General features: G+C 56.5%; 22 protein-coding genes. 12 read left to right on the top strand and 10 right to left on the bottom strand.

What is annotated here, in order from left to right; genetic code table 11:
• Window positions 1-117: 117 nt before the first annotated feature.
• The gene (locus tag FDP08_RS07435) at window positions 118-1,098 is read right to left on the bottom strand and encodes a ribonuclease Z (protein ID WP_137435353.1); all 981 of its coding nucleotides are present in this window, start codon (window positions 1,096-1,098) and stop codon (window positions 118-120) included.
• Between the two features lie 76 nt (window positions 1,099-1,174).
• On the opposite strand from FDP08_RS07435, the gene FDP08_RS07430 reads away from it, so the two are divergent.
• The 3 genes from FDP08_RS07430 to FDP08_RS07420 are packed head-to-tail and all read left to right on the top strand — an operon-like array spanning window position 1,175 to window position 4,699.
• The gene (locus FDP08_RS07430; protein WP_170978985.1) at window positions 1,175-3,019 is read left to right on the top strand and encodes a putative bifunctional diguanylate cyclase/phosphodiesterase; all 1,845 of its coding nucleotides are present in this window, start codon (window positions 1,175-1,177) and stop codon (window positions 3,017-3,019) included.
• Window positions 3,012-3,554: a GNAT family N-acetyltransferase gene (locus FDP08_RS07425; RefSeq protein WP_137435351.1), complete on the top strand. Its 543-nt coding sequence runs from the start codon at window positions 3,012-3,014 to the stop codon at window positions 3,552-3,554. Before FDP08_RS07430 ends, FDP08_RS07425 begins: the two co-directional genes overlap by 8 nt.
• Before the next feature lie 44 nt (window positions 3,555-3,598).
• Window positions 3,599-4,699: a histone deacetylase family protein gene (locus tag FDP08_RS07420; RefSeq protein ID WP_170978984.1), complete on the top strand. Its 1,101-nt coding sequence runs from the start codon at window positions 3,599-3,601 to the stop codon at window positions 4,697-4,699.
• 36 nt (window positions 4,700-4,735) lie between these two features.
• Here the strand turns inward: FDP08_RS07420 and tenA are convergent, their stop codons facing one another.
• Window positions 4,736-5,404 (bottom strand): thiaminase II, encoded by a 669-nt coding sequence (gene tenA, locus FDP08_RS07415; protein WP_137435350.1) that lies wholly within the window; start codon window positions 5,402-5,404, stop codon window positions 4,736-4,738.
• Window positions 5,405-5,442: 38 nt separating this feature from the next.
• Here tenA and FDP08_RS07410 point away from each other — a divergent pair, with 38 nt between their 5' ends.
• From FDP08_RS07410 to FDP08_RS07400, 3 genes are read left to right on the top strand one after another with little or no spacing between them, the layout of a single operon-like run.
• A complete protein-coding gene (locus tag FDP08_RS07410; RefSeq protein WP_137435349.1) occupies window positions 5,443-5,643 on the top strand; it encodes a DUF1656 domain-containing protein in 201 nt (66 codons plus the stop codon).
• Between the two features lie 9 nt (window positions 5,644-5,652).
• Window positions 5,653-6,513, top strand: a complete 861-nt coding sequence (locus tag FDP08_RS07405) for an efflux RND transporter periplasmic adaptor subunit (protein ID WP_137435348.1) — start codon at window positions 5,653-5,655, stop codon at window positions 6,511-6,513.
• Between the two features lie 13 nt (window positions 6,514-6,526).
• Window positions 6,527-8,620 carry an FUSC family protein gene (locus FDP08_RS07400; protein ID WP_137435347.1) on the top strand — a complete coding sequence of 698 codons (2,094 nt, stop codon included), beginning with the start codon at window positions 6,527-6,529 and terminating at the stop codon, window positions 8,618-8,620.
• Between the two features lie 51 nt (window positions 8,621-8,671).
• On the opposite strand, the gene FDP08_RS07395 is transcribed toward FDP08_RS07400, so the two are convergent.
• Window positions 8,672-8,863, bottom strand: a complete 192-nt coding sequence (locus FDP08_RS07395) for a CsbD family protein (protein ID WP_137435346.1) — start codon at window positions 8,861-8,863, stop codon at window positions 8,672-8,674.
• Window positions 8,864-9,141: 278 nt separating this feature from the next.
• Window positions 9,142-10,149, bottom strand: a complete 1,008-nt coding sequence (locus tag FDP08_RS07390) for a zinc-dependent alcohol dehydrogenase family protein (RefSeq protein ID WP_137435345.1) — start codon at window positions 10,147-10,149, stop codon at window positions 9,142-9,144.
• 160 nt (window positions 10,150-10,309) lie between these two features.
• Here FDP08_RS07390 and FDP08_RS07385 point away from each other — a divergent pair, with 160 nt between their 5' ends.
• Window positions 10,310-11,233, top strand: coding sequence for a homocysteine S-methyltransferase family protein (locus FDP08_RS07385; RefSeq protein ID WP_137435344.1), 924 nt, complete (start codon window positions 10,310-10,312; stop codon window positions 11,231-11,233).
• A gap of 175 nt (window positions 11,234-11,408) precedes the next feature.
• On the opposite strand, the gene FDP08_RS07380 is transcribed toward FDP08_RS07385, so the two are convergent.
• Both FDP08_RS07380 and FDP08_RS07375 read right to left on the bottom strand, forming a co-directional pair.
• Complete coding sequence (locus FDP08_RS07380) at window positions 11,409-12,677, bottom strand: fibronectin type III domain-containing protein (protein ID WP_137435343.1); 1,269 nt, start codon at window positions 12,675-12,677, stop codon at window positions 11,409-11,411.
• 320 nt (window positions 12,678-12,997) lie between these two features.
• Entirely contained in the window at window positions 12,998-14,038 is a 1,041-nt protein-coding gene (locus FDP08_RS07375) for an AraC family transcriptional regulator (protein WP_170978983.1), read from the bottom strand.
• A 133-nt stretch (window positions 14,039-14,171) separates the two neighbouring features.
• Here FDP08_RS07375 and FDP08_RS07370 point away from each other — a divergent pair, with 133 nt between their 5' ends.
• Together FDP08_RS07370 and FDP08_RS07365 are read left to right on the top strand one after the other, a co-directional pair.
• The gene (locus FDP08_RS07370; RefSeq protein ID WP_137435341.1) at window positions 14,172-14,636 is read left to right on the top strand and encodes a hypothetical protein; all 465 of its coding nucleotides are present in this window, start codon (window positions 14,172-14,174) and stop codon (window positions 14,634-14,636) included.
• Window positions 14,637-14,907: 271 nt separating this feature from the next.
• Window positions 14,908-16,389: an ice-binding family protein gene (locus FDP08_RS07365; protein ID WP_137435340.1), complete on the top strand. Its 1,482-nt coding sequence runs from the start codon at window positions 14,908-14,910 to the stop codon at window positions 16,387-16,389.
• Window positions 16,390-16,486: 97 nt separating this feature from the next.
• Here the strand turns inward: FDP08_RS07365 and FDP08_RS07360 are convergent, their stop codons facing one another.
• The 3 genes from FDP08_RS07360 to FDP08_RS07350 all read right to left on the bottom strand — a co-directional run bounded on the left by FDP08_RS07360 (window position 16,487) and on the right by FDP08_RS07350 (window position 19,693).
• Window positions 16,487-18,226, bottom strand: coding sequence for an extracellular catalytic domain type 1 short-chain-length polyhydroxyalkanoate depolymerase (locus FDP08_RS07360; protein WP_137435339.1), 1,740 nt, complete (start codon window positions 18,224-18,226; stop codon window positions 16,487-16,489).
• Between the two features lie 242 nt (window positions 18,227-18,468).
• Window positions 18,469-19,227 carry a substrate-binding periplasmic protein gene (locus tag FDP08_RS07355; protein WP_170978982.1) on the bottom strand — a complete coding sequence of 253 codons (759 nt, stop codon included), beginning with the start codon at window positions 19,225-19,227 and terminating at the stop codon, window positions 18,469-18,471.
• Window positions 19,228-19,288: 61 nt separating this feature from the next.
• Complete coding sequence (locus FDP08_RS07350) at window positions 19,289-19,693, bottom strand: PaaI family thioesterase (RefSeq protein ID WP_137435337.1); 405 nt, start codon at window positions 19,691-19,693, stop codon at window positions 19,289-19,291.
• Window positions 19,694-19,862: 169 nt separating this feature from the next.
• On the opposite strand from FDP08_RS07350, the gene FDP08_RS07345 reads away from it, so the two are divergent.
• Complete coding sequence (locus FDP08_RS07345) at window positions 19,863-21,923, top strand: alkyl/aryl-sulfatase (RefSeq protein ID WP_228263253.1); 2,061 nt, start codon at window positions 19,863-19,865, stop codon at window positions 21,921-21,923.
• Window positions 21,924-21,938: 15 nt separating this feature from the next.
• Here the strand turns inward: FDP08_RS07345 and FDP08_RS07340 are convergent, their stop codons facing one another.
• Window positions 21,939-22,508, bottom strand: a complete 570-nt coding sequence (locus tag FDP08_RS07340; protein ID WP_137435336.1) for an NnrU family protein — start codon at window positions 22,506-22,508, stop codon at window positions 21,939-21,941.
• A gap of 153 nt (window positions 22,509-22,661) precedes the next feature.
• Between FDP08_RS07340 and FDP08_RS07335 the strand changes: the two genes are divergently transcribed.
• Both FDP08_RS07335 and FDP08_RS07330 read left to right on the top strand, forming a co-directional pair.
• A complete protein-coding gene (locus FDP08_RS07335; protein WP_137435335.1) occupies window positions 22,662-23,036 on the top strand; it encodes a hypothetical protein in 375 nt (124 codons plus the stop codon).
• A 1-nt stretch (window position 23,037) separates the two neighbouring features.
• Window positions 23,038-23,361 carry a hypothetical protein gene (locus tag FDP08_RS07330; RefSeq protein ID WP_137435334.1) on the top strand — a complete coding sequence of 108 codons (324 nt, stop codon included), beginning with the start codon at window positions 23,038-23,040 and terminating at the stop codon, window positions 23,359-23,361.
• Window positions 23,362-23,378 lie beyond the last annotated feature (17 nt).

The following is a 23,378-nucleotide window of genomic DNA, read 5'->3' as shown; positions in this document are numbered from 1 at the left end:
GACGCCCTGTCGAAATAGATAGTCATTTTCTGACCACAGTCTGGACCAAACTGATGAAAGTCGCCATTTTTTCCAACGACCTCATGCACTTCTGATCAATGAGGGACCAACCGATTATCAGGTCGGGGTACTGGAGGTCAGACAGCTCAGTGACAGGTCCTTTTCCAGCCGGTAGGTATCGAAATCCCGTGCCAGAAACAGCTGGCCACGATAGTGTTGCATGGCTTCGGCTGCCAACTGGTTGATATGGGGCGCGCCGCCCGGCCCGGACTGGTAGCGGGAGCTGAAGTGGGTCATCACCAGGTAGGGCAGGCGGACCTGCTGGGCAAAGCGGGCCACCTGTTCCGCTGAGCTGTGTTGTGGCCAGGGGCCGACCCGGTCGGCCACGTCCCGGGTGTAGGTGGCTTCGTGGATCAGCACATGGGTGCCGTCGCTGGAATCCGTTAGCAGCTCCGGATTGTCGTTGTCGCCGGCAACGATCACGCGGCGGGGCACACGTTGAATCCGTGTGTAGTCTTCGCTCCTGAGCAGCCGGCCGTCCTCAAGCGTTACGTCATTTCCTTTCTGCAACTCGCCCCAGCCGGGGCCGGGTTCTATGCCATTCTGCCTGAGTTTGTCCCGCAGCAGTTGCAGCTCCAGATTGCGCTCAGTGAACACGTAGGCGTGGCAGTCCACGCGATGGGACAGTGCTACGCTGGAGACCTGGAAGTGATCATCCTGCCAGCAAAAGCCCGGGGTCTCGGAATCGATGAAGTTCAGGGGGTAGCTGAGACTGGAGTCGCTGTTGTCAATCGCCGCTTCGATGAAACGCTGAACCTGGACGGGGGCGATGATATCCAGCGGTTCCGAGCGGCCAAGCATGGAGGCGCTGGTGAGCAGCCCGGGTAAGCCGAAGGTATGGTCGCCGTGGATATGGGTGATAAATATCGCCCGCAACTGCATGACCGAATAGCGAGTGCGCAGTAACTGATGCTGGGTGCCTTCACCGCAGTCCACCAGGTACCAGGGTTTGGGGCCGGAGTGGCACAGGGCCAGGCCACTCACGTTGCGTGACCGTGTCGGTGTTCCGGCGGAGGTGCCCAGGAAGGTGAAGTCCATTGTGTATCCAGTCTGGTATAGGCTGTCTTATATTCTACACTGGGATACAGGTTTCTTCCGGATGCTTTGGATAGCCATGAATCAGAACGCCTATATACCCCCAGAGATTACTGAAGGTGAAGAGGAGCGCCTGGAGGAGCTGTATGGCCTTCGACTGCTGGACACGGCGTCGGAGCTACGTTTTGACCGGTATACCAGCCTGGTGGCGAGTATATTCGGACTTCCTATCGTATTGATCACCTTGCTGGACCGTGATCGGCAGTGGTTCAAATCCCGGCTGGGCTGGAATAAAACCCAGTGTCCCCGCGATATTTCCTTCTGTGGCCACGCCATAAACCAGGATTCATTGCTGGTTGTACCCGATGCGCTGGATGACCCGCGCTTTGCGGGTAATCCGCTGGTCACCGGTGAGCCCTACATTCGCTTCTATGCGGGCGCTGTAGTGCGCGGCCCTGCGGGGCGGGCTCTGGGCACGCTCTGCGTGCTGGATCACCAACCCAGGTATTTCGACGAGGAGCATCGTACCCGCCTGCGCCAGTTTGCTGATCTGATCGAAAATGAAATTTCCCACGATGCGGACTTGCTGGCACTGAAAAGCTCAATTGAGCGCTCGGCCTATTACGACCCCCTGACCCAGCTGCCCAATCGCCAGTTGCTGATGGACCGCTTGAGCCAGCTGCTCAAGCTGGCCACGATGGAATCCCTGCAGGTAGCGGTGCTGCTGTTCAACGTAACGGGGCTGCGTCTGATTAATCAGAGCCTGGGCACCCAGGGGGGCGATGAACTGTTGCAGCAACTGGCCCAACGGCTGCGAGATAATTGCCCCGAGGGTGGTTCAGTGGCCCACCTGCAAGCCGATGAGCTGGTGCTGGTGTTTCCGGTACACAATGACAGCCAGCGTAAAGACGTCACTCACCAGATCCATGTGGCGCTCGAGCACCCCTATCGCTGCCTGGGCCAGGAGCATTATCTGAGAGTCCGTATCGGGGGAAGCCTGTTTCCCGATCAGGGTGACAGCCCGGAGGCCTTGATCGAACAGGCATCGGCGGCGATTCGGGTCAGCCCTGAGAGCCTGGCCGAGCCAGTGCATTACTTCGATGCTGCCCATTCGGACGCATTCTCCGAGATCCTGAAAATCGAGTCCTGCCTGAAAAGGGCACTGGCACGGGATGAGTTCTATTTGCTGTACCAGCCGATTTTATCCTTGACCACCGGCCAGATGACGGGGGTCGAAGCACTGCTGCGTTGGCGGTGTTCTGAGCTTGGCCAGGTCTCTCCGGATCGGTTTATTCCACTGGCAGAACAAAGTGGCCTGATTCTTCCTATCGGCCGATGGGTTCGAGAGGAGGTCTGCCGGCAGTTGCAGGCATGGTGCTCGGAGCAGCCGGAGTGGGATATTCCCGTTGCAGTGAATGTATCGCCGGCTGAATTGGTGCAGCCGACGTTCTCGGAGGAACTGCTCAACCGACTGGCATTGGCGCAAGTTCCCGAAAAGCTGCTGCGCATTGAAATCACCGAGCATTCCCTGGTGCGGGACAATGAGGCCGTGGAGCAAAATCTGGTGCGGCTGAAGGCGCGAAGCATAGACATCAACATCGACGATTTTGGTACCGGTTACTCTTCTTTGTCTTACCTGCGCCGCGTGCCGGTGAGTAGTCTCAAGATTGACCGCTCGTTCATTGATGGCCTGCCGACGAGCGAGGACGGAGCTACGATTACCCGCACCATTATCGAGATGGCCAAGGCCCTGGGGATGGAGCAGGTGGCTGAAGGTATTGAGAAGAAAGAGCAATTGACCTTCCTGCACGGACATCATTGCACTTACGGCCAAGGTTATCTTTTTTCCCGCCCGCTGCCTCCGGATCAGATTCCCGCTTTGCGATCACACCCAATGGTTCTACAGGAGTCGCAGAATGGTTAACAAGAAAGAGGCTGGCAAAAAGTTTCTGATACGGGAAGCCGTAGAGGATGATATCCCCGTGCTGGTGGAATTCCTCGCCAAGCTGGCTCTCCACGTTTCGGGTGCGCCACCCCAGAGCCTGCAGGAGCGTGAATGGGATCGTCTTCACGGGGTACTGCTGTCGTCGCTGACCGATGCCAATAAGCACATTATGGTGGCGGAGGTGCCGGGGACAGGGCTTGTTGGTATGGGCTATATTTATATTTTGCGCAATCAGGGCATCTGGGAGCAGACCAGTCACGTGGAGTACCGGTCGGCATTCATTGATGATGTCTGGGTGGAGCCCGAGTTTCGCAAGCTGGGGATTTTTCCCGACCTGCTGCGTAGCCTGGTGGCATTCGCTGAGAGCCGCGGTGCCTATGAGTTGGTTCTGGAGTATTCTGCATCGAACAAAGAGGCCAAGGCGGCGTGGACCAGGCTGGGCTTTAAAACCATAGGGGTGCGTGCCGCGGCATTCACCACTGCTGTGCAGGAAGCCCTGAACAATCGATCCTAGAAACCGTTACAGTATAAGATATCCAAGGCGAGAAGGAGACATGCGTGCTAGGCGACCGAACAGTGAATGTTTTTTATGATGATGTCATGTTGGGCCACGACCCACAGGTGGATCTGCCTTTCGTTCCCAGCCGGGTAGAAAAGCGTGTCCGGCATATCCTGCAGGGCCTGGACTTCAAGTGGAGTTATCCGGAGCACCCTGGGCGGCTGAGTGCAGTCATGGAGTACCTGGAGCAACACCCTGTACCCGGTGTCCAATTCAAGGTGGGGAGTGCCGCGACCTATAACCAGCTCGCCCGGGTGCACACCACCTCTTATCTGGATCACTTCCTCTCGCTGTTCGGGAAGGCCGCCTGGGTGGATTCGGACACTACCGCAGTCTCGCCCAACAGTGTCACCGCCGCCCTGGCGGCAGCCGGAAACGCCATTGCGGCCGTGGAGAGCGTGGTTAATGGCGATTGCCAGAGTGCGTTCGCGCTGGTGCGTCCGCCGGGGCATCACGCAGAACCGGTGAGGGCAAGGGGCTTTTGCCTGTTGAATAACGTCGCGGTGGCGGCTGCCCATGCCCAGGCAAAACTGGGCTGTGAACGGGTGCTGATCATCGATTGGGATGCGCACCACGGTAATGGAACCCAGGATATTTTCTGGGCGGACCCGGATGTCCTCTTCTTCGATACCCATTGTGCCGCACCCTTTTACCCGGGTTCCGGTGACCTTGAAGAAGTCGGTGCCGGATTCGGCGAGGGCTATACCATCAATGTCCCGCTTCCGGAGTCAGCCGGAGACGTCGCCTTTGAAAAAGTGTATCGCGAAATACTGGTGCCGGCGGCCGAGCACTTCAAACCGGATCTGATTCTGGTCTCAGCGGGGTTCGACCCCCACCGCAATGATATGGCTCTGAACCTGACTTACGATGGGTTCAAGGTTATCACCCGTATCATCCAGGACATCGCTGACCAGCATTGCGAAGGCAGACTCGCGCTGGTGTTAGAAGGCGGCTACAGCCTGAGCTCGCTCTCCCAGGGTGTTCACGCGGTACTGGAAGTGCTTGCTGGCGGAGATATACCGGAATTGCTGGAAGCGGGCATTAAGGAAGCGAACGAGGCCGTGGAGTTTCATCGTTCCGCGTTCAGTGACGATGACTGAAAGGGCTGGATAGCCCGGATGGCGCCTTCGCAATAATCAATCGCTTTGCTTCAGCCCCATCTCCCAAAAATCAATTTCCAGCCGGGTTGCATCGCTGAATATCCGCGTGAGCTGCTCGAACCTGGCCGGGGAAACATCGGCCAACCGCTCGTCCAGCCAGCGGATTTCGGCTTGCATGGCTTGCTGGAATTCGTCGCTTTCGTACATGGCGATCCAGGCATCGTAGGGGTTGCTGTCGCCCCGGATTGTTTCCGCCCGGCGGTTCAGCCAGTTGGCGATTTCGCCGTAACCGACCATGCAGGGTGAGAGTGCGACGTGCAGGTCCAGCAGATCGCCCCTGTTGCCGGTATCGAGCACATACCGTGTGTAGGCGATGGTGGCTCGGGCTTCAGGCAGTTCGGCAAGTTCTTGTTCCGAAATGCCCCATTCCTTGCAGTAGCCGATGTGCAGATCCAGCTCTACGTCTACAATTGCCTGTAATCCTTCCTTTGCCTGCCTCAGGTCGGACAGGGTCGGACTTTTGTAGGCGGCAAGGGCAAAAGCACGGGCGAACTGGATCAGGAAGAGGTAATCCTGCTTGAGATAGTGCGCGAACGCCTCCCCGGAAAGTGTTGCGTCGCCCAGTTGTCGCACAAAGCTGTGCTCGGTGTAGGCGCGCCACTCTGTCTGGCATTTGTTTTTGAGGTCTTTAAACTGGTAGGGCATTTGAACTCCGTCTAGTCACTACACGATGATAAGAGAGCATGCTACACGAACTGAGTTTTGGCGGAATGCTGTTCAGTCCATTATTGGTGCTGGTGCCGATGGCGTTTGCGTTGAGTGCTGTCACCCGGCTGGCGTTATATCGCCTGGACCTGCGCCGCTATATCTGGAAGGAAGCCTGGTTCGATGTTGCCGCGTTCATCTGCTATCTGGCAATCATTGTTTATCTGTTCGGGAACTAGGGAAGACTCATGGGAAAGCTACTGCGTGTTGGTATTACGTTGTTGGTGGTCGCGATAGCGGTTGTTGCCGGTAGCTGGGTCTGGAACCATTATCTGTATTCGCCATGGACCCGCGACGGAAGGATTCGTGCTGATGTCATCACGATTGCGCCAGATGTTTCAGGCTGGGTCACGCAACTGAGCGTGGCCAACAACCAGATAGTAAAACAGGGCGATCCGCTCTTTACCATTGACGATACGCGTTATCAGGCAGCGCTTGCGGAAGCCAGGGCGAAGGTCGCAGAGAAGTACAGTTCTCTCGAGCTGGCCAGGCACAGGTACCAGAGCCGACAGGGACTGTCCGACGAACAGGCCCTCACTGAGGAAGACCTGGAAACCTACCGTATTGAACGGGCGTCCGCGGAGGCCGGTCTTGAACTTGCCAGGGCGGAACTGGAGATGGCGCGCATTGATCTTGAGCGCACGCAAGTGGTGGCACCGGCAGACGGCACCATCAGCAACCTCCATCTGCGCCAGGGCAACTACGTCAATAAAGGAAAGGCGGTGTTGTCTGAGGTGAAGACCGATTCGTTTTACGTCACCGGGTACTTTGAAGAAACCAAACTGCATAAGGTGCAGGTGGGGCAGTCCGCCCGGATTACCTTGATGGGTGGCGACCGGAAGTTGACTGGCACCGTCGTCAGCATTGCCCCGGGGATTGCCGATATCAATACCAGCAGCAACGACCAGATGCTTCCCCAGGTTCAGCAGGCATTCAACTGGGTACGGTTGGCCCAACGGATTCCGGTCGATATTTCGCTGGATCCGGTGCCGGAGGATATACACCTGAGTGCCGGGATGACGGTTTCAATCTATCTTGACTCCGAATAGCGGGCCGGCACAGATGTCACCCCATCCGCTATTGACGCAACTCCTGACGCCGAACCGATACGCGGTGATCTTCGCCATCAAGGGTGTGGTCGCCATGGCGTTGGCGTTGTTTGTGTCGATGGCCCTGCAACTGGACCGTCCCTACTGGGCGATGGTTTCCGCGATTTTCCTGCAGATCCGCCCGGAAAGTGGGCTGGTCATCGAGAAAGCGCTCTGCCTGATCGTGGGTTCGGCGGCTGGCGGTGGCTTTGGCATTCTCGTGCTTGCGTTGCTGACACCGTATCCACTTCTGGCGCTGGGCCTGTTAACGCTGTGGATTGGCCTTAATTCAGCTGCTTCCTCCATGGTGCACAACCTCAATTATATCTATGCCTTCGCGATGGCAGGGATGACCGCCGGACTGGTGGTTATCCTTGTAATGGCGGACGCCGGCACAACAAACAGCCAGGCGGTTTTTACCATCGCCCAGGCGCGGATCAGCGAGATTGCGACCGGCGCCGTGTGTGCCATGCTGGTCAGCCAGCTGTTATGGCCGGTGACCGTAAAAGATGGCCTGCGTGTGAATGCCCGCAAGGTGATCAACAGCACGCTGGCCTATCTCAAACTGGAGCTGGAGCCGGGAAGCTCCCACAAGCAGCGTCACCAGCATGCGGACGAGATTCTCGAAACCCTGGTAGCGGTTAATGACGATTCCAGCGCTGTTACCTACGAAGGCCCGGAAGGCTCTGGCCGGGGCAGGGCAGCCAATCTGTTGTGCAACAAGGTGATGTCCCTGCTGGCGGTTACTCAGATTATGGGGCGCTTCCACCGAAACCATGGTGACCTGGTGTCACCTGCGTTCAGTGAGGTGCTCAGCCAACTGCGTCGGTATTTCGGGGAAATCGCCGAAGCAGACAGCTACCAGGAAGGTTACCGGCTTGCCCATGAGCTGCGGCGGTCCTTGTTGGAGCAGCGAACCGGGTTCAGGAACGAGTCCGCCATCGTGACACGTCTGACCAGGACGGCACTGGAACTGGTGAGTGATCTGGTGGTTGTATTGCGGGCCTATAACGCGCTGGAAAGCCGTGACCGGACGTTGCTGAAGGCGCCCATGCTGGAAACCCACCGGGATCCGCTGGTCGGACTGATCAACGGGTTTCGCACGGCCGTGATATTTGGAATCGGGGCGATAATCTGGATCCAGACGGCGAGCTCTGCCGCCTTGATGATCATGATCATGCCGGTGGTATTCTCCGTGATGTTCGCCCGTTTTTCGCTGGCGGAGCTGACGCCTATTCTGCGCCGGGTGCTGATGGGTGCAACGGTGGCTATTCCCGTTGCCCTGTTCTTCGGGCTGGGTCTGTTATCCTGGGCAAGTGGCAATGTCGAACTCCTGATGCTGGTCCTCGCCGGCCCTTATTTTTTCGGCCTGCTGGCTCTTGCCGATCGTGCCACGCTGCCTTACGGGCTGGGCTTCTGTATTCCGTTCACCATCATCACGCAGCCCAGCAACAGCATGACATTCAATGCCGAAAGCGCGTTGAATATTGCGTTGGGCCTTTTTGTGGGAATCAGCATTCTCTATTGGGTATTCAAAGTTATTACTCCGCCGGACAGCCGTTTTATGCAGCGCCGCCTGCTGAGATCGACAGCCCGTGATCTGACCGTAATTGACGATCACGAAAATCCGGAAAACTGGTTTAACGGTCGCATGGGGGAGCGTCTGCTGCGGCTGGCCAATTATGATCAGAGTTCTGAAAGCAGCGAACGCTATATGACAGACCTGGGGTTCACCGGGCTTAATCTCGGGCATGTGTCCATTCGTCTGCGCAAGCTGATTCAGGACCATCGCAGTCCCACAGTTGATAGGCTTCTGAAGGAGTGGCAGCAGACCCTGGCCGAAACCTATCTGTTGAGCGCCCGGGGTGTTATGAATCCAGGGTTCCGGAAGGTGAATGCCAGGCTGCTTGAGGCCATTCACGCCCAAGGGGATCCGGATCAGAAAACGGTTGTCGTCGAAGGTATGTTTGAGCGGCTGGCGCTGACAATGGAGCGAACCGCCAGAACAGTGGCTGAGGCGACAGGCCAGCCGAAATTATCTTCTGCAGAAACTGAATCCTTGGCCTGAAGAACATAGGAGGGGCTCTGTATTCCCCAGGCCAGGAGATGTCGATAAGGATTACTTGGTGAGCTTATCCCACTCTTTTTCGGCCTCATCTCTCTTCATGCCGTATTTTTCCTGAATCTTGCCGACAAAGTTGTCCTTCCGGCCCCCGATTTCATCGACTTCGTCATCGGTCAGCTTGCCCCAGTTTTCTCTCACTTTGCCTTTTAGCTGCTTCCAGTTGCCTTCCATAATGTCTTTATTCATTTCGATAGTCCTTTTCCGTGAGATTGAAATGAACTGACTTCCGCACCAGCGCCAATCCATTTCGCTATTGCGTAACTGCTACGTTCAACCTGACACACAACATGATTTTCGACAATGACATGGCTTGACGTAAACCGTTGCAGGTTGGCTTTTCTACCACTAACTGATTGAAATATAATATTTTATCTATTTAATTATATAAGTTTAAGAATTCGGTGACAGATTAATGTCGGATTCTGATTGTGACCTTCGCAGCTATGACATTCAGTCGGGTTTGCTTAAAACTCCAGGCAGATCTTGCCAAAGTGCTTGCCGGATTCTTCGTACTGGAACGCAACCGCGATTTCATCCAGGGCAAATGAGCGGTCGATCACCGGGTGCATGTCATTAGCCTCAATGGCACGAATCATTTCCTGTTGGTGATCCCGGCTGCCGACGATCAGGCCCTGCAGACGGGCCTGTTTGGCCATGAGTTTTGCAGTTGGTACTTCGCCGGAGCGGCCGGTGAGCACGCCGATCAGCGATATGTGGCCGCCGATCCGCACTGCGTCGATGGACTCCGGCAGGGTGCCCGGGCCGCCCACTTCAATCACATGGTCGACGCCCTTGCCGCCGGTCAGCTCAAGCACTCGCTGGCCCCAGGCAGGCGTGGTTTTGTAGTTGATGGTGTGGTCGGCTCCGAGGGCGCTCAGCCGCTCAAGCTTTTCGTCGGAGGACGACGTTGATATCACCCGGGCGCCCATCATCCTGGCGAACTGTAAGGCAAAAATGGAGACGCCACCTGTACCCAGGGTAAGTATCGTATCACCAGCTTTCAATTTTCCGTCTACGACCAGCGCCCGCCAGGCGGTCAGACCCGCAGTCGTCAGAGTGGCGGCTTCCGCGTGGCTGTAGCCTCTCGGTGCGAGGGTGAATCCCCGTGCAGGGCCGGTGACCAATTCGCGAGCATAGCCGTCGATGCCATCGCCCGGGGTGGTGGTGAAATTGTCGATGGGGGCCGGGCCGTTTTCCCACTGGGGGAAGAAGGTAGATACCACGTGGTCTCCGACCCTGAATTCGGCGACATCAGCACCAACCGCTTCGACCACACCCGCGCCGTCGGCCATGGGCACGCGGCCATCGTCGGTCGGTATGGCGCCAGCGACTACGGCGTAGTCATGGAAGTTGAGAGAGCTTGCGTGAATCCGCACCCGAACTTCACCAGGGCCTGGTTCCCCAGGCTCGGGGCCGTTGGTGATCTGCAGTTTATCCAGTCCGCCGGGTTGCGAGAGAGTAGCGAGTTTCATGGTCTGGCCTCAATTTATCCGGTAAATGATGGGCTAGGGTAGTTTTACTGAGCTGTATTGGATCATATTTGATGATTAATCCTGACTTCAATGCCGCAACATATTCTTCAATCTGGCAATATCATGATCACACACTCTTTATAAAGGAGCTAAGAGCACTATGCGATCCGTTGCACTTCTTGATGGCGGTCTTGGCCAGGAAATCTATCGCAGGGCTCGTGGTGTTAGTTCTCCATTGTGGTCCGTAGCCGTCATGCTGGAGCAGCCCGAGGTAGTTACGGCGGTGCACGCGGATTTTATCCGGGCCGGGGCAAAAACTCTGACGCTGAATACCTATGCAGCGACACCAACCCGTTTGCGCAAGCAGGGACTGCATAAACAGATACTTGCCATTCACCAGCAGGCGTTCCAGGCCCTTGAACGGGCGATCGACGTCACCGGTGTGCAAGTGGATATTGCCGCTTGCCTTCCACCCCTGACTGCAAGTTATCAGGGACAGCCGGCCCGCACTTTTGAGGACGTGCGTGACGAATACGCGACTCTGGTTCAGCTGCAGGCGGGCGCCGACGTATTTCTGATCGAAACCATGACCAACACGCTGGAAGCGAAGGCCGCGTGTGCGGCCGCCAGTGATCTTGGTAAACCTTACACAGTGGCATTTCGCCTTGAAGCAAACGGCAGGCTCAAATCGGGTGAAACCCTGGCGGAAGCGGTTGCTGCCATCAAAGGTTATTCGCCCGCTGCCGTGATGTTGAACTGCTGTGATCCCGAACTGGTAACTGACACCATGCCAGAGCTGGTGACTCTGTACCCGATTGCCGGAGGCTACGCCAATGCCTTTAAATCTGTAGAGGCTGTGGCTAGTGGCGGTTTGGTGGATACCCTGGAGGCACGGCCGGATATCTCTCCGGAAGCTTATTCAGCGCAGGTGCGTCAGTGGCTGGCGGATGGTGCCTGTGTTGTTGGCGGGTGTTGCGAGATTACACCTGAGCACGTTCGTTTTATGGCCGATGCGCTTGCAGGTGACTTCAATTTTGTTCGTCTATCGCAGCTGGGCCTTCGAAGTGCTTCCGAAGGCCACTGATGCTTTATAGATGACCTCCCGTGTTGTTCCGGTAGTCGATCATAATAACGAATACCGGCACAGCCCACTCTTTGATTACTCAACCCGGGCTCGCACTCCTTTATAGATGCCACGGTCCGGTGGTCACGCCATTGAGCTGCCGCGGTTTCTGGGCAAGAGGTGATTCCCAGCGGACTCAGATCTGCTTATAGACAACCTCGGAGAGCCGGCTGGGATTGCCATCCGTGTCCAGTGTACGGATTGCGAAATACCAGGTCCCTGCGGTGAGTTCATCCACCAGCAGCTCGTCGACTGACGCATCACCTATGGCGAGGCTCTGGTCCAGGGTTTCTGCGCTGGTGCCGTAGACTACTTCATAGCCGGCAATTTCACCCATGGAAAGGCTATCACCGTTTTCGCGGGTTAGTGGCGCGGTCCAGCTCAGCAGGGCGGCGTCGGCCGGAATGGTTTCTTCCGGGGCGATTTCTGTTGTCGGCGGTTCGCTGGTTTCGGCTCCAGTGTCGGCTGTAGCGTCGCTAGAACTGTCATCGTAAACATCCGCCACGGTCTTTAAACGTTGCACGGTGCGGTACTCGACTAATAACAGTCTCTGGTTGATGATGCTTGAGTCCACGCTGGTCTGAAGTTCAGACGCCTGAACCGCTGCCGCAGAAACAAGATCCGCCAGGGCTACGTTCCCACCATCACCTGTCAGGCTGATCTGGCCGGTTTCACTGACCTGGGCGGTCATGTTGTTCAGCACATCGGAAATTGTATCCCATTGGGCGTTTTCGTTGACCAGCGCCAGGAAAGCGGCGTTCGCGATAGCGACCTGTAGGGCATCGGCAGATACATCGTCTGACTCATCCAGCCGGGTCAGGTCCGGCGGGGTGAGGCGCAGGGCGCCGGCCGCCAGTCCAAACCAGTCCTCTACTGTCTCGTAAGCGTCAGAGAGGGCTTCTGGAGAAAGACCGCTTGTGCTGCGCTCGGCCAGGGTTACGGCCAGATGGGTCAGCGGGGTCAGGTTGACGGTTTCCATTCTCAGATCGCCGGCTCCGCGCAGGCTGAAGTTGCTGTCCAGCCCCATGGGTTGGCCAAAGGCAACAGCCTCTGCGCCGCTCTGTTCGCAATGGGGGACAACGTCGCAGATCATGCGAGTGCCAGCATCTGCCTGAAGCTCCACCAGAGCCCAGCCATCTGCCTTTCCTCGTAGCTGCCACTCGTAACTGCCATCGTCCGCGGTCAGTACCGGCTTGGCCGCCTGTCGTTGCGGGGCATAGTGGCCGTCTTTGTCGGAAATCAGGCGGTTCGCGGTTACCAGGCCCTGCTGTATGACGCCTTTCATGGCCGCACCGGCGATCTCGACAGTCGGCTCGTTCGAACCCTGGGACTGTGCTGCTGAAGTGCTTTCGGCGGTAGTAATATCCAGTCCGCAGCCCGAGAGCAGAACCACCGCAGGTAACATCAGCAGTCCGTGCTTCGATAATTTTTTGCCGCAAATTGACATTGTTGCGCACCATTTCATTGACGAATTCAGGCAAATCATACCGAGGCGGTTTTCGGTTATTTGTGGGTTGGTTCAGGATTTGGCAGGTTGAATTTGTCAGGAAGTTGGCGCTTACGGAGGGATACATCTTGAGATCGAACGTAACACGATTCGGAAGCGGTGTTCTCTTTATAACCTGTTGGTATTTAACGTTTTCCGCGATTAAGTCACCAGAGGTGAGTCAGTGGTTGGCAGGCGTCGTGCCAGTGCGCAATTACATATTTAAACAAGTGCAGGGATTATTCCGGGAGGTTGTGGCGCCGGCGACGGAACCGGCCGGGTGTTTCACCGGTCCAGCGCCGGAACGCGTGGTTGAAGGCGCTCTGGTCGGCAAACTGCAGCAGCAGGCCGATGTCGGCCAGAGGGGCTTCCGGCTGTTGGAGCCACAGCAAGGCCAGGTCCCGGCGCACTTCCTCATAGAGGGAACTCCAGTTGGTGTTGCGGGCCGCCAGTTTGCGCCTGAGGCTGCGGGTACTGAAGCCCAGCTCCCGGGCGGTGCCAGCTGGCTCAACAGGTCCTTCCAGTAGACGCTTGCCGATCTGGGCCCGTACCTCATTGGGCAGATTCAGGTCGCGGTGGTAATTGGCGAGCAAGCGCCGGCCCTGCTGTTGCAGGAGAGCCTGTAGGTATCCATCCCGAGCCGTTAGTGGGATGTCCAGCCAGGATGTGGGGAAGATAAGGCCATTGAATGGTTGGTCGAAACGCACATCGGTGCCCAGGTATTGCCGATACAGTGTCTCGTCCGCAAGCGGTTGGTGGCTGAAGCTGACGGTGCTGCCCTGGTATTCCGGTAGCAGCCTTCGCCCGATACTCAGCCAGCCACTGACTGCCAGTTCAATGATGCCCCGGGGCAGCAGTTTGTCATGCTGGGGACTGAGCACCAGCTTCGCATCCTGCCCGTCGATCTGGAGACGGCACAGGCCAATGTCCCAGATCAGCGATTCAAATTCCTGTAGGCGATAAATCGCGGCCCTAAGTGTGTCTGCACTCAGAACTGCTTGCCCCAGTATTGGAAAATCCCTTGGTTGTACCGCCTGGCCAAGCTGAAGCCCGAGCAGGGGCGACCGGGCGTCACGCTCGGCCCGGTGCCAGAGAGACAGGGCGTGATAGAGGGAGATCCTTCCGTCACTATCTGCCGATTGCGGTTCAACACCGGCCTCGGCGAGCCACTGTCGAACCTGGAACCCGGCCTGCCCAAGCAGGTTTTGCAAGGCACCGACATAGGGCCAGGCCACACTGGCAGGCAGGGTGAGCCACGGGTCGCTTTGTGGAGAATTCATATTATGACTATAGCTGGTATGGGGTGCCTCAAATTGTTTTTCGTGGCCACATTTTTGGGTGTCGGATGACAGGACGTTTGAGCACCGGGAAGGATAGCCTGAACCTCCAGTTAAACCCTGACCGGAGGTTGTCATGATTGGTATTCCTTTGGGGCTGCTCACCGCCAATGCGGTGGAGTGGGTCACCCACAAGTATGTGTTGCATGACCTGGGCCGGAACCGCAACAGTTTCTGGTGCTTTCATTGGCACGAGCATCACCGTGACGTGCGCATGACCGACTTCCATGACCCGGCCTACGAAAGGTCGCCCTGGGGTTGGCATGCCCAGGGCAAGGAGGTTGCCGGCCTGGTGGCGGGAGCGGTTGTTGTAACTCCGATGTTGCCGGTTGCGCCCTTTTTCGTGGGTACGCTGTATTACTGTGCCTGGAACTATTACCGCGTTCACTGCAAATCCCACCTGGACCCCGAATGGGCGAAGGCGCACCTGCCCTGGCACTACGATCACCACATGGGCCCAAACCCCAATGCCAACTGGTGTGTCACCCGGCCGTGGTTCGACCATCTGATGGGCACACGGGGATATTTTGTGCCCCGGTAAATATTTTGGCGGGTCGCTTACCCTTCATTTCCATGAAGCTACATATAAATACAAAAGATATATATCTTATTGAAGGGATAAGGAATATAAGTGAGCGTGGCTGAATTATGACTCAGCCCGGATAGACCAATCAAAAAGCGCATTCATAGCGTTTCTTGCGAATAAATAAACAGTTGCGAGCGCGTGAAGCATCCCGGAATGAGTAGCATTATTGCTCACTTCCATTGCCGCCCATATGAATATGGACGGAATAAAGCAGTAGGAAATAAACATGAATAATATAAAAAATGCCACTAAGTATTTATTTAGTGCTTTTCTCGTTTTGATAGCCTTGTCGTTATCCGCTTGCTTTAGTGACAGCAGCAATTCGAAAACCACTACCGATGAACCAGTGGTCATTGCTGCACTGTCAGTTACGTCTACCGCCCCGGCGGACACCCAGAAGGGTATCGGGACTAACAGCAAGGTAGTCGCAGTCTTCAACAAGGGCGTAAAGAGCGAAACCGTCAATCAAACCAGCTTCACGCTGCATGGTGCGGGCGAAACTGCGATAGTCGGCGCGGTATCGTATGATGCCGATACCAAGACGGCCTCACTCACGCCGACCAGTAATCTCGCTGACTCGACGGTGTATACTGCGACTCTGACTACGGACGTTGAAGATGCGGCCGGCGATTCGCTGGTGGAAAATGTTGTCTGGACGTTCACCACGGGGTTAGGTGAGGATAAAACTGCTCCCACACTCAATACCGATGCAACCACTCCGAAAGACGGCGATCCGCAACTAGATACTGACCCCGGTGTTCTGCTTAACGTTAAGCTCAACATTGTGTTCTCTGAAGCGATTGATCCGGATACTGTAACTGCGCAAAGTATTGTCTTAACCAATAAAGTTACCAACAATGTCGTGACCGGTGCATTATCCTTTATAAACCCCACCACCGTGGTGTTTTCACCGGACGCCAATCTTGATGCGGATACGCTGCATACCTTGACGTTGAATACCTCCATTACCGATCTGGCAGCTAATCCCTTGGCGTTAACAACGCTGAGTTTTACAACGGGTGCAGCCGCTTCTTCTAACCCGGAAGCAGTCAACCTTGGCACCGCAGGTAACTACGTGCTTCTGGCAAAAACCGGCATTTCCACCACCGGCACCACGGATATTCTGGGCGACATTGCCGTCAGCCCTGTAGATCGCACCGCACTGACCGGTTTTGGTGAGTCGCTTGATGCTAGCGGTACCTTTGCTACGTCACCCCTCGTGACAGGCAAATTGTTCGCGGCCAATATGTCCCCCGACACGCCTACAATCCTGACTACCGCCGTTAGTGACATGGAAACGGCTTACACAAATGCTGCGGGTGTTGCAGTGGACTTTACTGAGCTGGGTGCCGGTGAAATTGGCGGGCTGACTCTGGATCGCGGTGTCTACAGATGGAGTTCTGGCGTGCTGGTGACTTCAGATGTGACCCTTCATGGCAGTGCCATGGATGTCTGGATCTTCCAGATTGCCCAAGGTCTGAAGGTCCAGGACGGCAAGTCAATCATACTGAGCGGTGGTGCTCTGCCCGAGAATGTATTCTGGCAGGTGGCAGAAGATGTCACACTTCAGGCTGGAACAACGTTTAACGGCATTATCCTGGGAATGACTGCTGTTGAAATGAAATCCGGCGCCGTGTTTAACGGCCGTGCCTTGGTGCAAACCGCGGTGACTCTGATTGCAAACGACGTCAATGAGCCTGCAGAGTAACGGTGATTGCCCAGGGGAAGCGTTCCCCTGGATGCACCGGAAGGGGCTTTGGCCCTGATACAGAAAAGGACCCCTCGGGGTCCTTTTTTAATGAGCGTTAGTTACACGCCCCGGCCTCGAAGAAACCGTCAGAGGTTTCTTTCACCCAGGTGTAGATGCCTGAAAGGGCTCCGAGCGTGTCATCACCGCCGGTGGTGAAATAACCTCCGGCGTAGTAAGCCCGCCCTGCAACATCATGGTTGAGGTTGGTGTCGTTCCAGTCCTTGCAGGTAAACTCCCCACCACCGTCATTTCCACCGGCACCACCATTGCCAGTGCATGCAGCAGGCTCGCTGGCATACCACAGCCCCGGCTCTCCCTCGTGAAGGGTGATAGTGCTCCAGGTGTCAAAGGAACCGCCAATGTCTACATCATCGCCGGATGTCAGTGCCCGCAGAGAATAAGACCCACCCGCATAGGCCCGGCCTTCAGAGATGTGGGCATTTGGTGAGGCAGTGGCCTGATCACAGGTTTCGATGGGGGCGTTGGGATCGACGACATTCACGGCCCGGTCTTTGGTAGTGGTGTTGCCATCGCTGTCGGTGGCAGAGTAGGTGCAGCTATAGGAACCTGCGATTGCTGTGTCCACCTCGCTGCAGTCGGCGTTCACAGTCAGGGAGCCATCTTCGGTGTCCTCGCCGGTGGCGCCGGGATCGGTGAATGTGGTGTTGATGTTCACCGTCATCGGGTTATCGCCAATCAGGGTAATTACCGGGAACCCTTCCGGGTCAGTACCATCACGGCTGTTGCGGCTGAAGAATTCCCAGATGATGTCCGGGTAGCTGGGGCCGACCCTGACAGACCATTTTCCGTTGTTGCCATTCTCACCGCCAACCCAATAGTGGCCGTGGTCCGTGTCCTGCGTGTTGGGGGTGGACAAGGGGCCGTCCAGGTAAACGGTTTCGACAACAGAGCGAGTGCCCAAGGTGCTGTCCCGGGTATAGCGGGTGTGCTCGCAGTTGTAATTACTCTGGTAATAGGGGGCACACGCCGTGGATGAAGCCTCGGCTTCGGCAGGTGTGTCGAAGGCGAGGTCGCCGAATACCTTCAGGTGCGCGTCGCGGGTATTGTCGGCGGCGGTTTTCAGCACAGTGCAGTCGTTTTCGTTCTGCAGGACCATCAACGGGATGGGGTAGGTGTCATCCAGTTCGTTCTGCATATCCGACGCCACCCGGGAGACGCTGTGGAATGTTGCGCTTCCCGGGCACTGTCCGGATAACGATACAGAGGCAGAGTCTTCGCCATAGGGCAGCCCTGAGGCCGGTGCTGCGGCCGCCCAGTATTCATTGTGTGCCACGGCTGCCACGGTGGCCATGGCGCCGCCTGAGGATAGCCCGGTGATGAAGCGGCGGTTGGGATCGATGCTGAAGTTGTTCTCCACGGCCTGTGCGATCTGGTGCAGGTCCTCCACTTCACCTGCGCCTTCATGGCGGTGGTGGTCGAACCAGAACCCCCAGCAGTTTTCGTTTCGCAGCCCGTCGTAACTGGTGATAAAAGGTGCCACCAGGATGAACCCGTATTCGTCTGCGGCGGCGGTCAGGCCCCAGTCATTCAGCACGTCGTTATTGGTCTGCTTGCAGCCGTGCAGTGCCATCACCATTGGTGCCGGAGCGGCGAGGCTATCGGGTACATACACCTTGTAATCCCTGGCGCGGGACTGATTATAACCCTGCTGGGGCAGGGTGTAGGCGTGGGTTTGTCCGGCACTGGCCGGTTGTATCGTGATTATCAGAATTGTTGACAGGATAAGCGCGGACAATACCGAGCCGCCGTGCCTTTGAATGGACGGAATATTCATTGTTGTAAGCTCCTTTCTTGGATTTATTGTTCGGCAGCTACAAACAAGGAAATATCGTGCCAGGGCTTCAAGTCGTTGATTTGGCTAAATCGGCTTTGGGGTTTTGATCGCTTGGTGGCAGGAATTCCGGACAGTTGTAGGGGGTTCCGGACGATGGGTAGTATTGCAGTGCGGGGCTGGTCTTGCCCCTTTGGCATGGAACGCTTCCGGCACAGGTTTGACGAGTTGCTGCGTAGTGTTGGTCAATCCTGCGTATCGTTGATAATCGCTGCATTGAAGCGCTCAATTACCTCTACAGGAACCTCCAGTGAGAAGATATAGTGCAGGGGATCCGCGACCTGTTCCTTGATAACGAGCCGCTGTAGCGCGGGAGGGAAAGTCCCCGCAAGCATCCGGGCAACGCCATCCTCTGTGATAAAGCCGTCCAGACGGTTGCGGGTCAACATTTCGATCATCTGCTCGTTGCTGCCCAGGTAAACCCGCTCAACATTATCTTTGTTGTCGTCCAGAATGCGCTCCATTTTCTCGCCGTAGAAATTGCCGCGGAAAAGCCCCAGGGGACTTCGGCCTCCGTGTGCTGGCGTGGACTGGAGCCAGTCGTGAAGTGAAACTGAACGGCCCTGGTCGTATGCTTCTCTTTTGGTAATCAGGACGAATTGCTCTTGGCGGTATGGAAGCGAATAGCGGGAAAATTCGTCGCGCTCTTCCGAATAGCTGGCGCCGTATAAGAGGTCGAGCGAGCCCTTGCTGAGCATGTGTAATGCACGCACCCAAGGCACCTGGATCATATCAAGACTGCAACCAGCGGCATCGGCTGTGGCTTTTAAAAGACCGTATTCAAGGCCGTAAAACTGGCCATTCTCGAATTCAATATAGGGGGGCCAATCATCCCAGCCGACCCGTAATTCACATTTGCTGTGTGATTGTTCCGCCAGGGTTGATGTGCACAAAAAGGCCAGGCTCGCCAGTACCAGGCTAAAAAACGACGAACGGTACCTCATTGCTTTTCTCATTTGTAGGATATGCATCTATACAGAGCTTATCCCGTCTTGTCGCCGGTGCCTAACCTATTCTGGTAATCGTGCCCTGAGCGACGGCGACTACCCGCTCCTCACCGTCGTTAATGGCCACAACCTGGCACTGGCATACCGCCTGTTTTTTTCCTGCTGAAATCACGGTTGCCCTGGCGAGTAATGTTTGCCCCAGGGCGGGCCGCAGGTAGTTGATCTTGTATTCGGATGTGACCGAATCACCCAACACCGAACCGCCGGCATAGGTCAGGGCATTGTCTGCCAGATAACTGACCACACCCCCATGGACAAAACCATGCTGCTGCTTCAGTTCGCCCCTGACGGCAAGCGCCAGCTCAGCTTTCCCGGGCTCAAAGGCCCTGAGTTCTGTGCCCAGAAGCACACTGAATGGTTGTTGCTCGAGTATGTTTTTGCCGAAGTCGAATAGCTCGCTCATGGCTATATCCTCAGTTCGGTGATGTCCAGGTTCGAGGATTTGAACGCGGGGCGCAATGTTGGAAAAGTAAGGGGCAGTCTGGCGAACAGGGCTTTACTCATTGGTAACCGGCTGTTGGGCTATGAGGGGATTCTAGAGGATTATTCAGGCTTGAGGGTAAACTTACAGAATGACCAATAACAACAGAGCTGCAGGCTTAGCCATGTTCCTGTCTTCCCGTGTTTTTCTTGTTTTGCTGTCAGGTCTGGCGCTGGCCGGATGCGATGCTGGCCCGGGCCAATCAACCGGAGCCAACGAGGCCGGGCATAGTGCGCCGACAGCCAGCACCGCCAAAGCCAATCAGCAGGTGCTTGAACAGCGCCCATTTGATAATCGTGAAGACTTCGAGAATGCGCGCCGCGGCCTGATTGCCCAGGATCCTGATTTGGTGATTGGCCATCTGAATGGGGGAGAAGTCTGGAACATGCCGGGCTATGCCTTTATTGATAGTGAGGGCGAGAATGCTCCGGCCTCGGTCAATCCCAGCCTCTGGCGCCAGGCCGCCCTCAATAATATCCACGGTCTGTTCGAGGTGACGCAGGGGCTCTACCAGATCCGGGGTTACGACCTGGCCAACATGTCGATCATCGAGAGTGACACGGGCTGGATACTGGTGGACCCGCTGACCGCAAGGGAAACGGCCAGCAAAGCTTTCCTGTTTGCGCGTGAACATCTGGGGGAAAAGCCGGTGCGGGCGATTCTGTTTACCCACAGCCATATTGATCACTTTGGCGGGGTGCAGGGCGTTCTTCAGCATTTGTCTGATGACGAGAAAGCCAACCTGCGAATTATTGCGCCAGCGGGCTTTGAGGAAGAGGCCACCAGCGAGAACATCATCGCAGGACCGGCCATGACTCGAAGAGCCATGTTCATGTACGGCAAGCGCCTGGAACGGGACGACCGCGGCCACGTGGGCACTGGTTTGGGTAAGGGCCCGGCGTTTGGCACGTTTGGCTTTGCAGCTCCGACGGACATTGTCAGCGAGACCGGTACCGAGCTCACTGTTGATGGGGTGACGATGGTTTTCCAGATCGTATCCGGTTCCGAGGCACCGTCCGAGTTCACGTTCTACTTGCCGGAGCAAAAAGCATTCTGTGGCGCGGAGCTGGTCAGTCGCAACATGCACAACCTTTACACGCCCAGGGGAGCAAAGGTACGCGATGCCCGAATCTGGAGCGGGTTCATTGATGAGGCAAGGAATCTGTTTTCTGAGGCGGAGGTGTATTTTGCCAGCCATCACTGGCCTTTATGGGGGCAGGACAACATTGAGGATTTCCTGATCAGGCAGCGCGATACCTACAAGTTTATTCACGATCAGAGCGTGCGCCTGATGAACCATGGCGCCACGCCCCGTGAGCTTGCCGAGAATCTACAGCTGCCACCAGCGCTGAATAAAGATTTTCATAATCAGGGCTATTACGGCACGGTCTCCCACAACGCCAAGGCGGTGTATCAGCATTACATGGGCTGGTTTACCGCTAACCCCTCTCAGCTCAATCCCCTCCCTGAAAGCGAGTCGGCAAAACGGACTGTCGAGATGATGGGTGGTGCCCAAAAGGTTCTGGCGCAGGCCCGACAGGAATTCGATGCCGCCGCCGACATGGATGTCACTGAGGGTCGGAACACCTACCGTTGGCTGGCGGAGTTACTCGACCAGGTGGTCTTCGCTGATCCGGATAACCGGGATGCCAGAGCATTGCTGGCCAATGTTTACGACCAGCTTGGCTACCAGGCGGAGTCAGGCCCCTGGCGGGACTTCTATCTCACAGGCGCCTATGAGTTGCGGCATGGAGCACCGGAAGAGGGTATCAAGCCGGCGATGATGCGTGAGGTTCTGCTCCATACACCGGTATCGCTGTTCTTCGACAGTATGGCGGTGCGCCTGAACGCCGACGACGCAGAAGGAAAATCCACAACCATCAAAGTGACGTTCACGGACCTTCAGGAAAGTTACTTGCTGACCCTGCAGAACTCAGTGCTGCATCACCGAAAAATCAGCGACGATACATCGGCGGACGCCACTCTCAAGCTGACGCGCCCACTGTTTGTTGACATTCTGGTGGGTAATGCCGGCCTGAAGGAACTGCTGTTCAGCGACGACCTCAGCTTTGAAGGCAGCAAGCTGGACCTGATCGGATTCTTCAGAATGCTCGACAAGCCGGAAGGCAGGTTCAATATCGTTACCCCTTGATGGCATTCCCGGAAGTCAGACCGGCGCCACACCAAACAGCCACTGATGAGCCCAGAACACCATCACCACATACACCGCAAGGCCGCCGACGACCGCAATGGCATCATTCGCCCTGCTCGCCGGCAGGGTCGGGATTGACCGCTGGGTTCTGCGCTTCATGGAAATCCGGTCGACCACTGCCCATGCCAGGAAGGAGCCGAACAGCAGCAGGTCGTGCAGCATGCCGTTGGCAAGCAGGTGGGCAAGTGCCCAGAGCTTGACCGCTACCAGCATCGGATGCGCCAGTTTTGCCTTGATCTTGCCGGGAAAATAGGTGGCGAACAGAAGGGGAAAGATCGGGATCAAAAGCAGCATGGCCAGGTGTCTGAGCCAGCCCGGTGGGGTGTAGATCACGGTCGGATCCATACGGGCAGCGCCGTAGCCCCAGATGATAAGCACCAGGCCGATCAGGGAGGCCACGGAATAGAGCCCCTTGAAGGCGGCCTCGCCCAAAGAGGCATGCAGGCGATTGCGCAGCGGTTCGTTGACGATGGATAGTGAGTGCACTCCGAGAAACAGAACCAGGCCAACAATCAGTGTGGTCATTTGCAGAACTCCTTGTCGTTTGATTGATCGGGCCATTTTTCCTGAACGGCCCTGCCAGGGAAAGTCTCAGTCAGTATAGCCGCGCAAACCGAGACAGCACATTCCTGAGGGTTTATCATCCCGAGCCTGTTCCACCGGATTGAAAAGGCGCCCATGAAGTTTCCCAAGGTCACCGTTGTACTGGTATCCGCAGCCCTGGTGTTTGTTGTCTGGGAGCAAACCCGGGAGCGCCCGAAGACCGTTGATGCCAGCCGCTTTACCAATCTGTCTGCGAATCCGGTGGAGCGAAGTGTCGCCACGGACTGGGTGGTTACCCGGATTCCTGCACTGTGCGAGGATGCAACCGGACAGGACCGCGACGCCAAAGCCTTCTCGGAGTGCGTTTCCGGGGCAGAAGCCAGGACGTCGTCCTGCCGACGTGGGGTCTACGACAGGTTCCCGAGTGTTATTGCTTCGGAGGCTGTGTTCCGGGATCTGTCCATTACGGCGATGAATTGTCTGGTTCCCCGATCTGGAGTGGTTGAATAGAATGTCTGAAGATCCGCTGAAAGCCCTGTCCGATATGGCCAGTGATGCCCATGCCCGCATCCAGGCGGCCCACCAGCATATCAATCCGGTGGTGGAAGTTCGCCGCGGTATGCGTGATGCCGGCATACCGGCCGATGTGATGACCATCGACTGCCTGCGCACCCGCCGGCGCATAACACTCATCCTGCATGATGAGCAGCCAGGCGTGCTGCTCTATCAGTTTGTCACCATCGACGATGAGGTGGGTAATGACTTCAAACAGATGGCGTTGTCTGATGTAGATACGACGACACTGTTTGACTGGATACAGGATTACTTTGGCTGAATCCGGCTGCCCCACCG

Origin of the sequence: Marinobacter panjinensis (assembly GCF_005298175.1) — a bacterium.
In the GTDB taxonomy this organism is placed as follows: domain Bacteria; phylum Pseudomonadota; class Gammaproteobacteria; order Pseudomonadales; family Oleiphilaceae; genus Marinobacter; species Marinobacter panjinensis.
The sequence above is the reverse complement of the archived record's forward strand: the minus strand, read 5'-3'. Positions and strand labels throughout refer to the sequence as shown.

Coding starts and splice junctions, on each gene's coding strand:
- FDP08_RS07435 (WP_137435353.1), bottom strand. CDS start 1,098: ATGGACTTCACCTTCCTGGGCACCTCCGCCGGAACACCGACACGGTCA.
- FDP08_RS07430 (WP_170978985.1), top strand. CDS start 1,175: ATGAATCAGAACGCCTATATACCCCCAGAGATTACTGAAGGTGAAGAG.
- FDP08_RS07425 (WP_137435351.1), top strand. CDS start 3,012: ATGGTTAACAAGAAAGAGGCTGGCAAAAAGTTTCTGATACGGGAAGCC.
- tenA (WP_137435350.1), bottom strand. CDS start 5,404: ATGCCCTACCAGTTTAAAGACCTCAAAAACAAATGCCAGACAGAGTGG.
- FDP08_RS07410 (WP_137435349.1), top strand. CDS start 5,443: ATGCTACACGAACTGAGTTTTGGCGGAATGCTGTTCAGTCCATTATTG.
- FDP08_RS07405 (WP_137435348.1), top strand. CDS start 5,653: ATGGGAAAGCTACTGCGTGTTGGTATTACGTTGTTGGTGGTCGCGATA.
- FDP08_RS07400 (WP_137435347.1), top strand. CDS start 6,527: ATGTCACCCCATCCGCTATTGACGCAACTCCTGACGCCGAACCGATAC.
- FDP08_RS07395 (WP_137435346.1), bottom strand. CDS start 8,863: ATGAATAAAGACATTATGGAAGGCAACTGGAAGCAGCTAAAAGGCAAA.
- FDP08_RS07390 (WP_137435345.1), bottom strand. CDS start 10,149: ATGAAACTCGCTACTCTCTCGCAACCCGGCGGACTGGATAAACTGCAG.
- FDP08_RS07385 (WP_137435344.1), top strand. CDS start 10,310: ATGCGATCCGTTGCACTTCTTGATGGCGGTCTTGGCCAGGAAATCTAT.
- FDP08_RS07380 (WP_137435343.1), bottom strand. CDS start 12,677: ATGTTACCTGCGGTGGTTCTGCTCTCGGGCTGCGGACTGGATATTACT.
- FDP08_RS07375 (WP_170978983.1), bottom strand. CDS start 14,038: ATGAATTCTCCACAAAGCGACCCGTGGCTCACCCTGCCTGCCAGTGTG.
- FDP08_RS07370 (WP_137435341.1), top strand. CDS start 14,172: ATGATTGGTATTCCTTTGGGGCTGCTCACCGCCAATGCGGTGGAGTGG.
- FDP08_RS07365 (WP_137435340.1), top strand. CDS start 14,908: ATGAATAATATAAAAAATGCCACTAAGTATTTATTTAGTGCTTTTCTC.
- FDP08_RS07360 (WP_137435339.1), bottom strand. CDS start 18,226: ATGAATATTCCGTCCATTCAAAGGCACGGCGGCTCGGTATTGTCCGCG.
- FDP08_RS07355 (WP_170978982.1), bottom strand. CDS start 19,227: ATGAGGTACCGTTCGTCGTTTTTTAGCCTGGTACTGGCGAGCCTGGCC.
- FDP08_RS07350 (WP_137435337.1), bottom strand. CDS start 19,693: ATGAGCGAGCTATTCGACTTCGGCAAAAACATACTCGAGCAACAACCA.
- FDP08_RS07345 (WP_228263253.1), top strand. CDS start 19,863: ATGACCAATAACAACAGAGCTGCAGGCTTAGCCATGTTCCTGTCTTCC.
- FDP08_RS07340 (WP_137435336.1), bottom strand. CDS start 22,508: ATGACCACACTGATTGTTGGCCTGGTTCTGTTTCTCGGAGTGCACTCA.
- FDP08_RS07335 (WP_137435335.1), top strand. CDS start 22,662: ATGAAGTTTCCCAAGGTCACCGTTGTACTGGTATCCGCAGCCCTGGTG.
- FDP08_RS07330 (WP_137435334.1), top strand. CDS start 23,038: ATGTCTGAAGATCCGCTGAAAGCCCTGTCCGATATGGCCAGTGATGCC.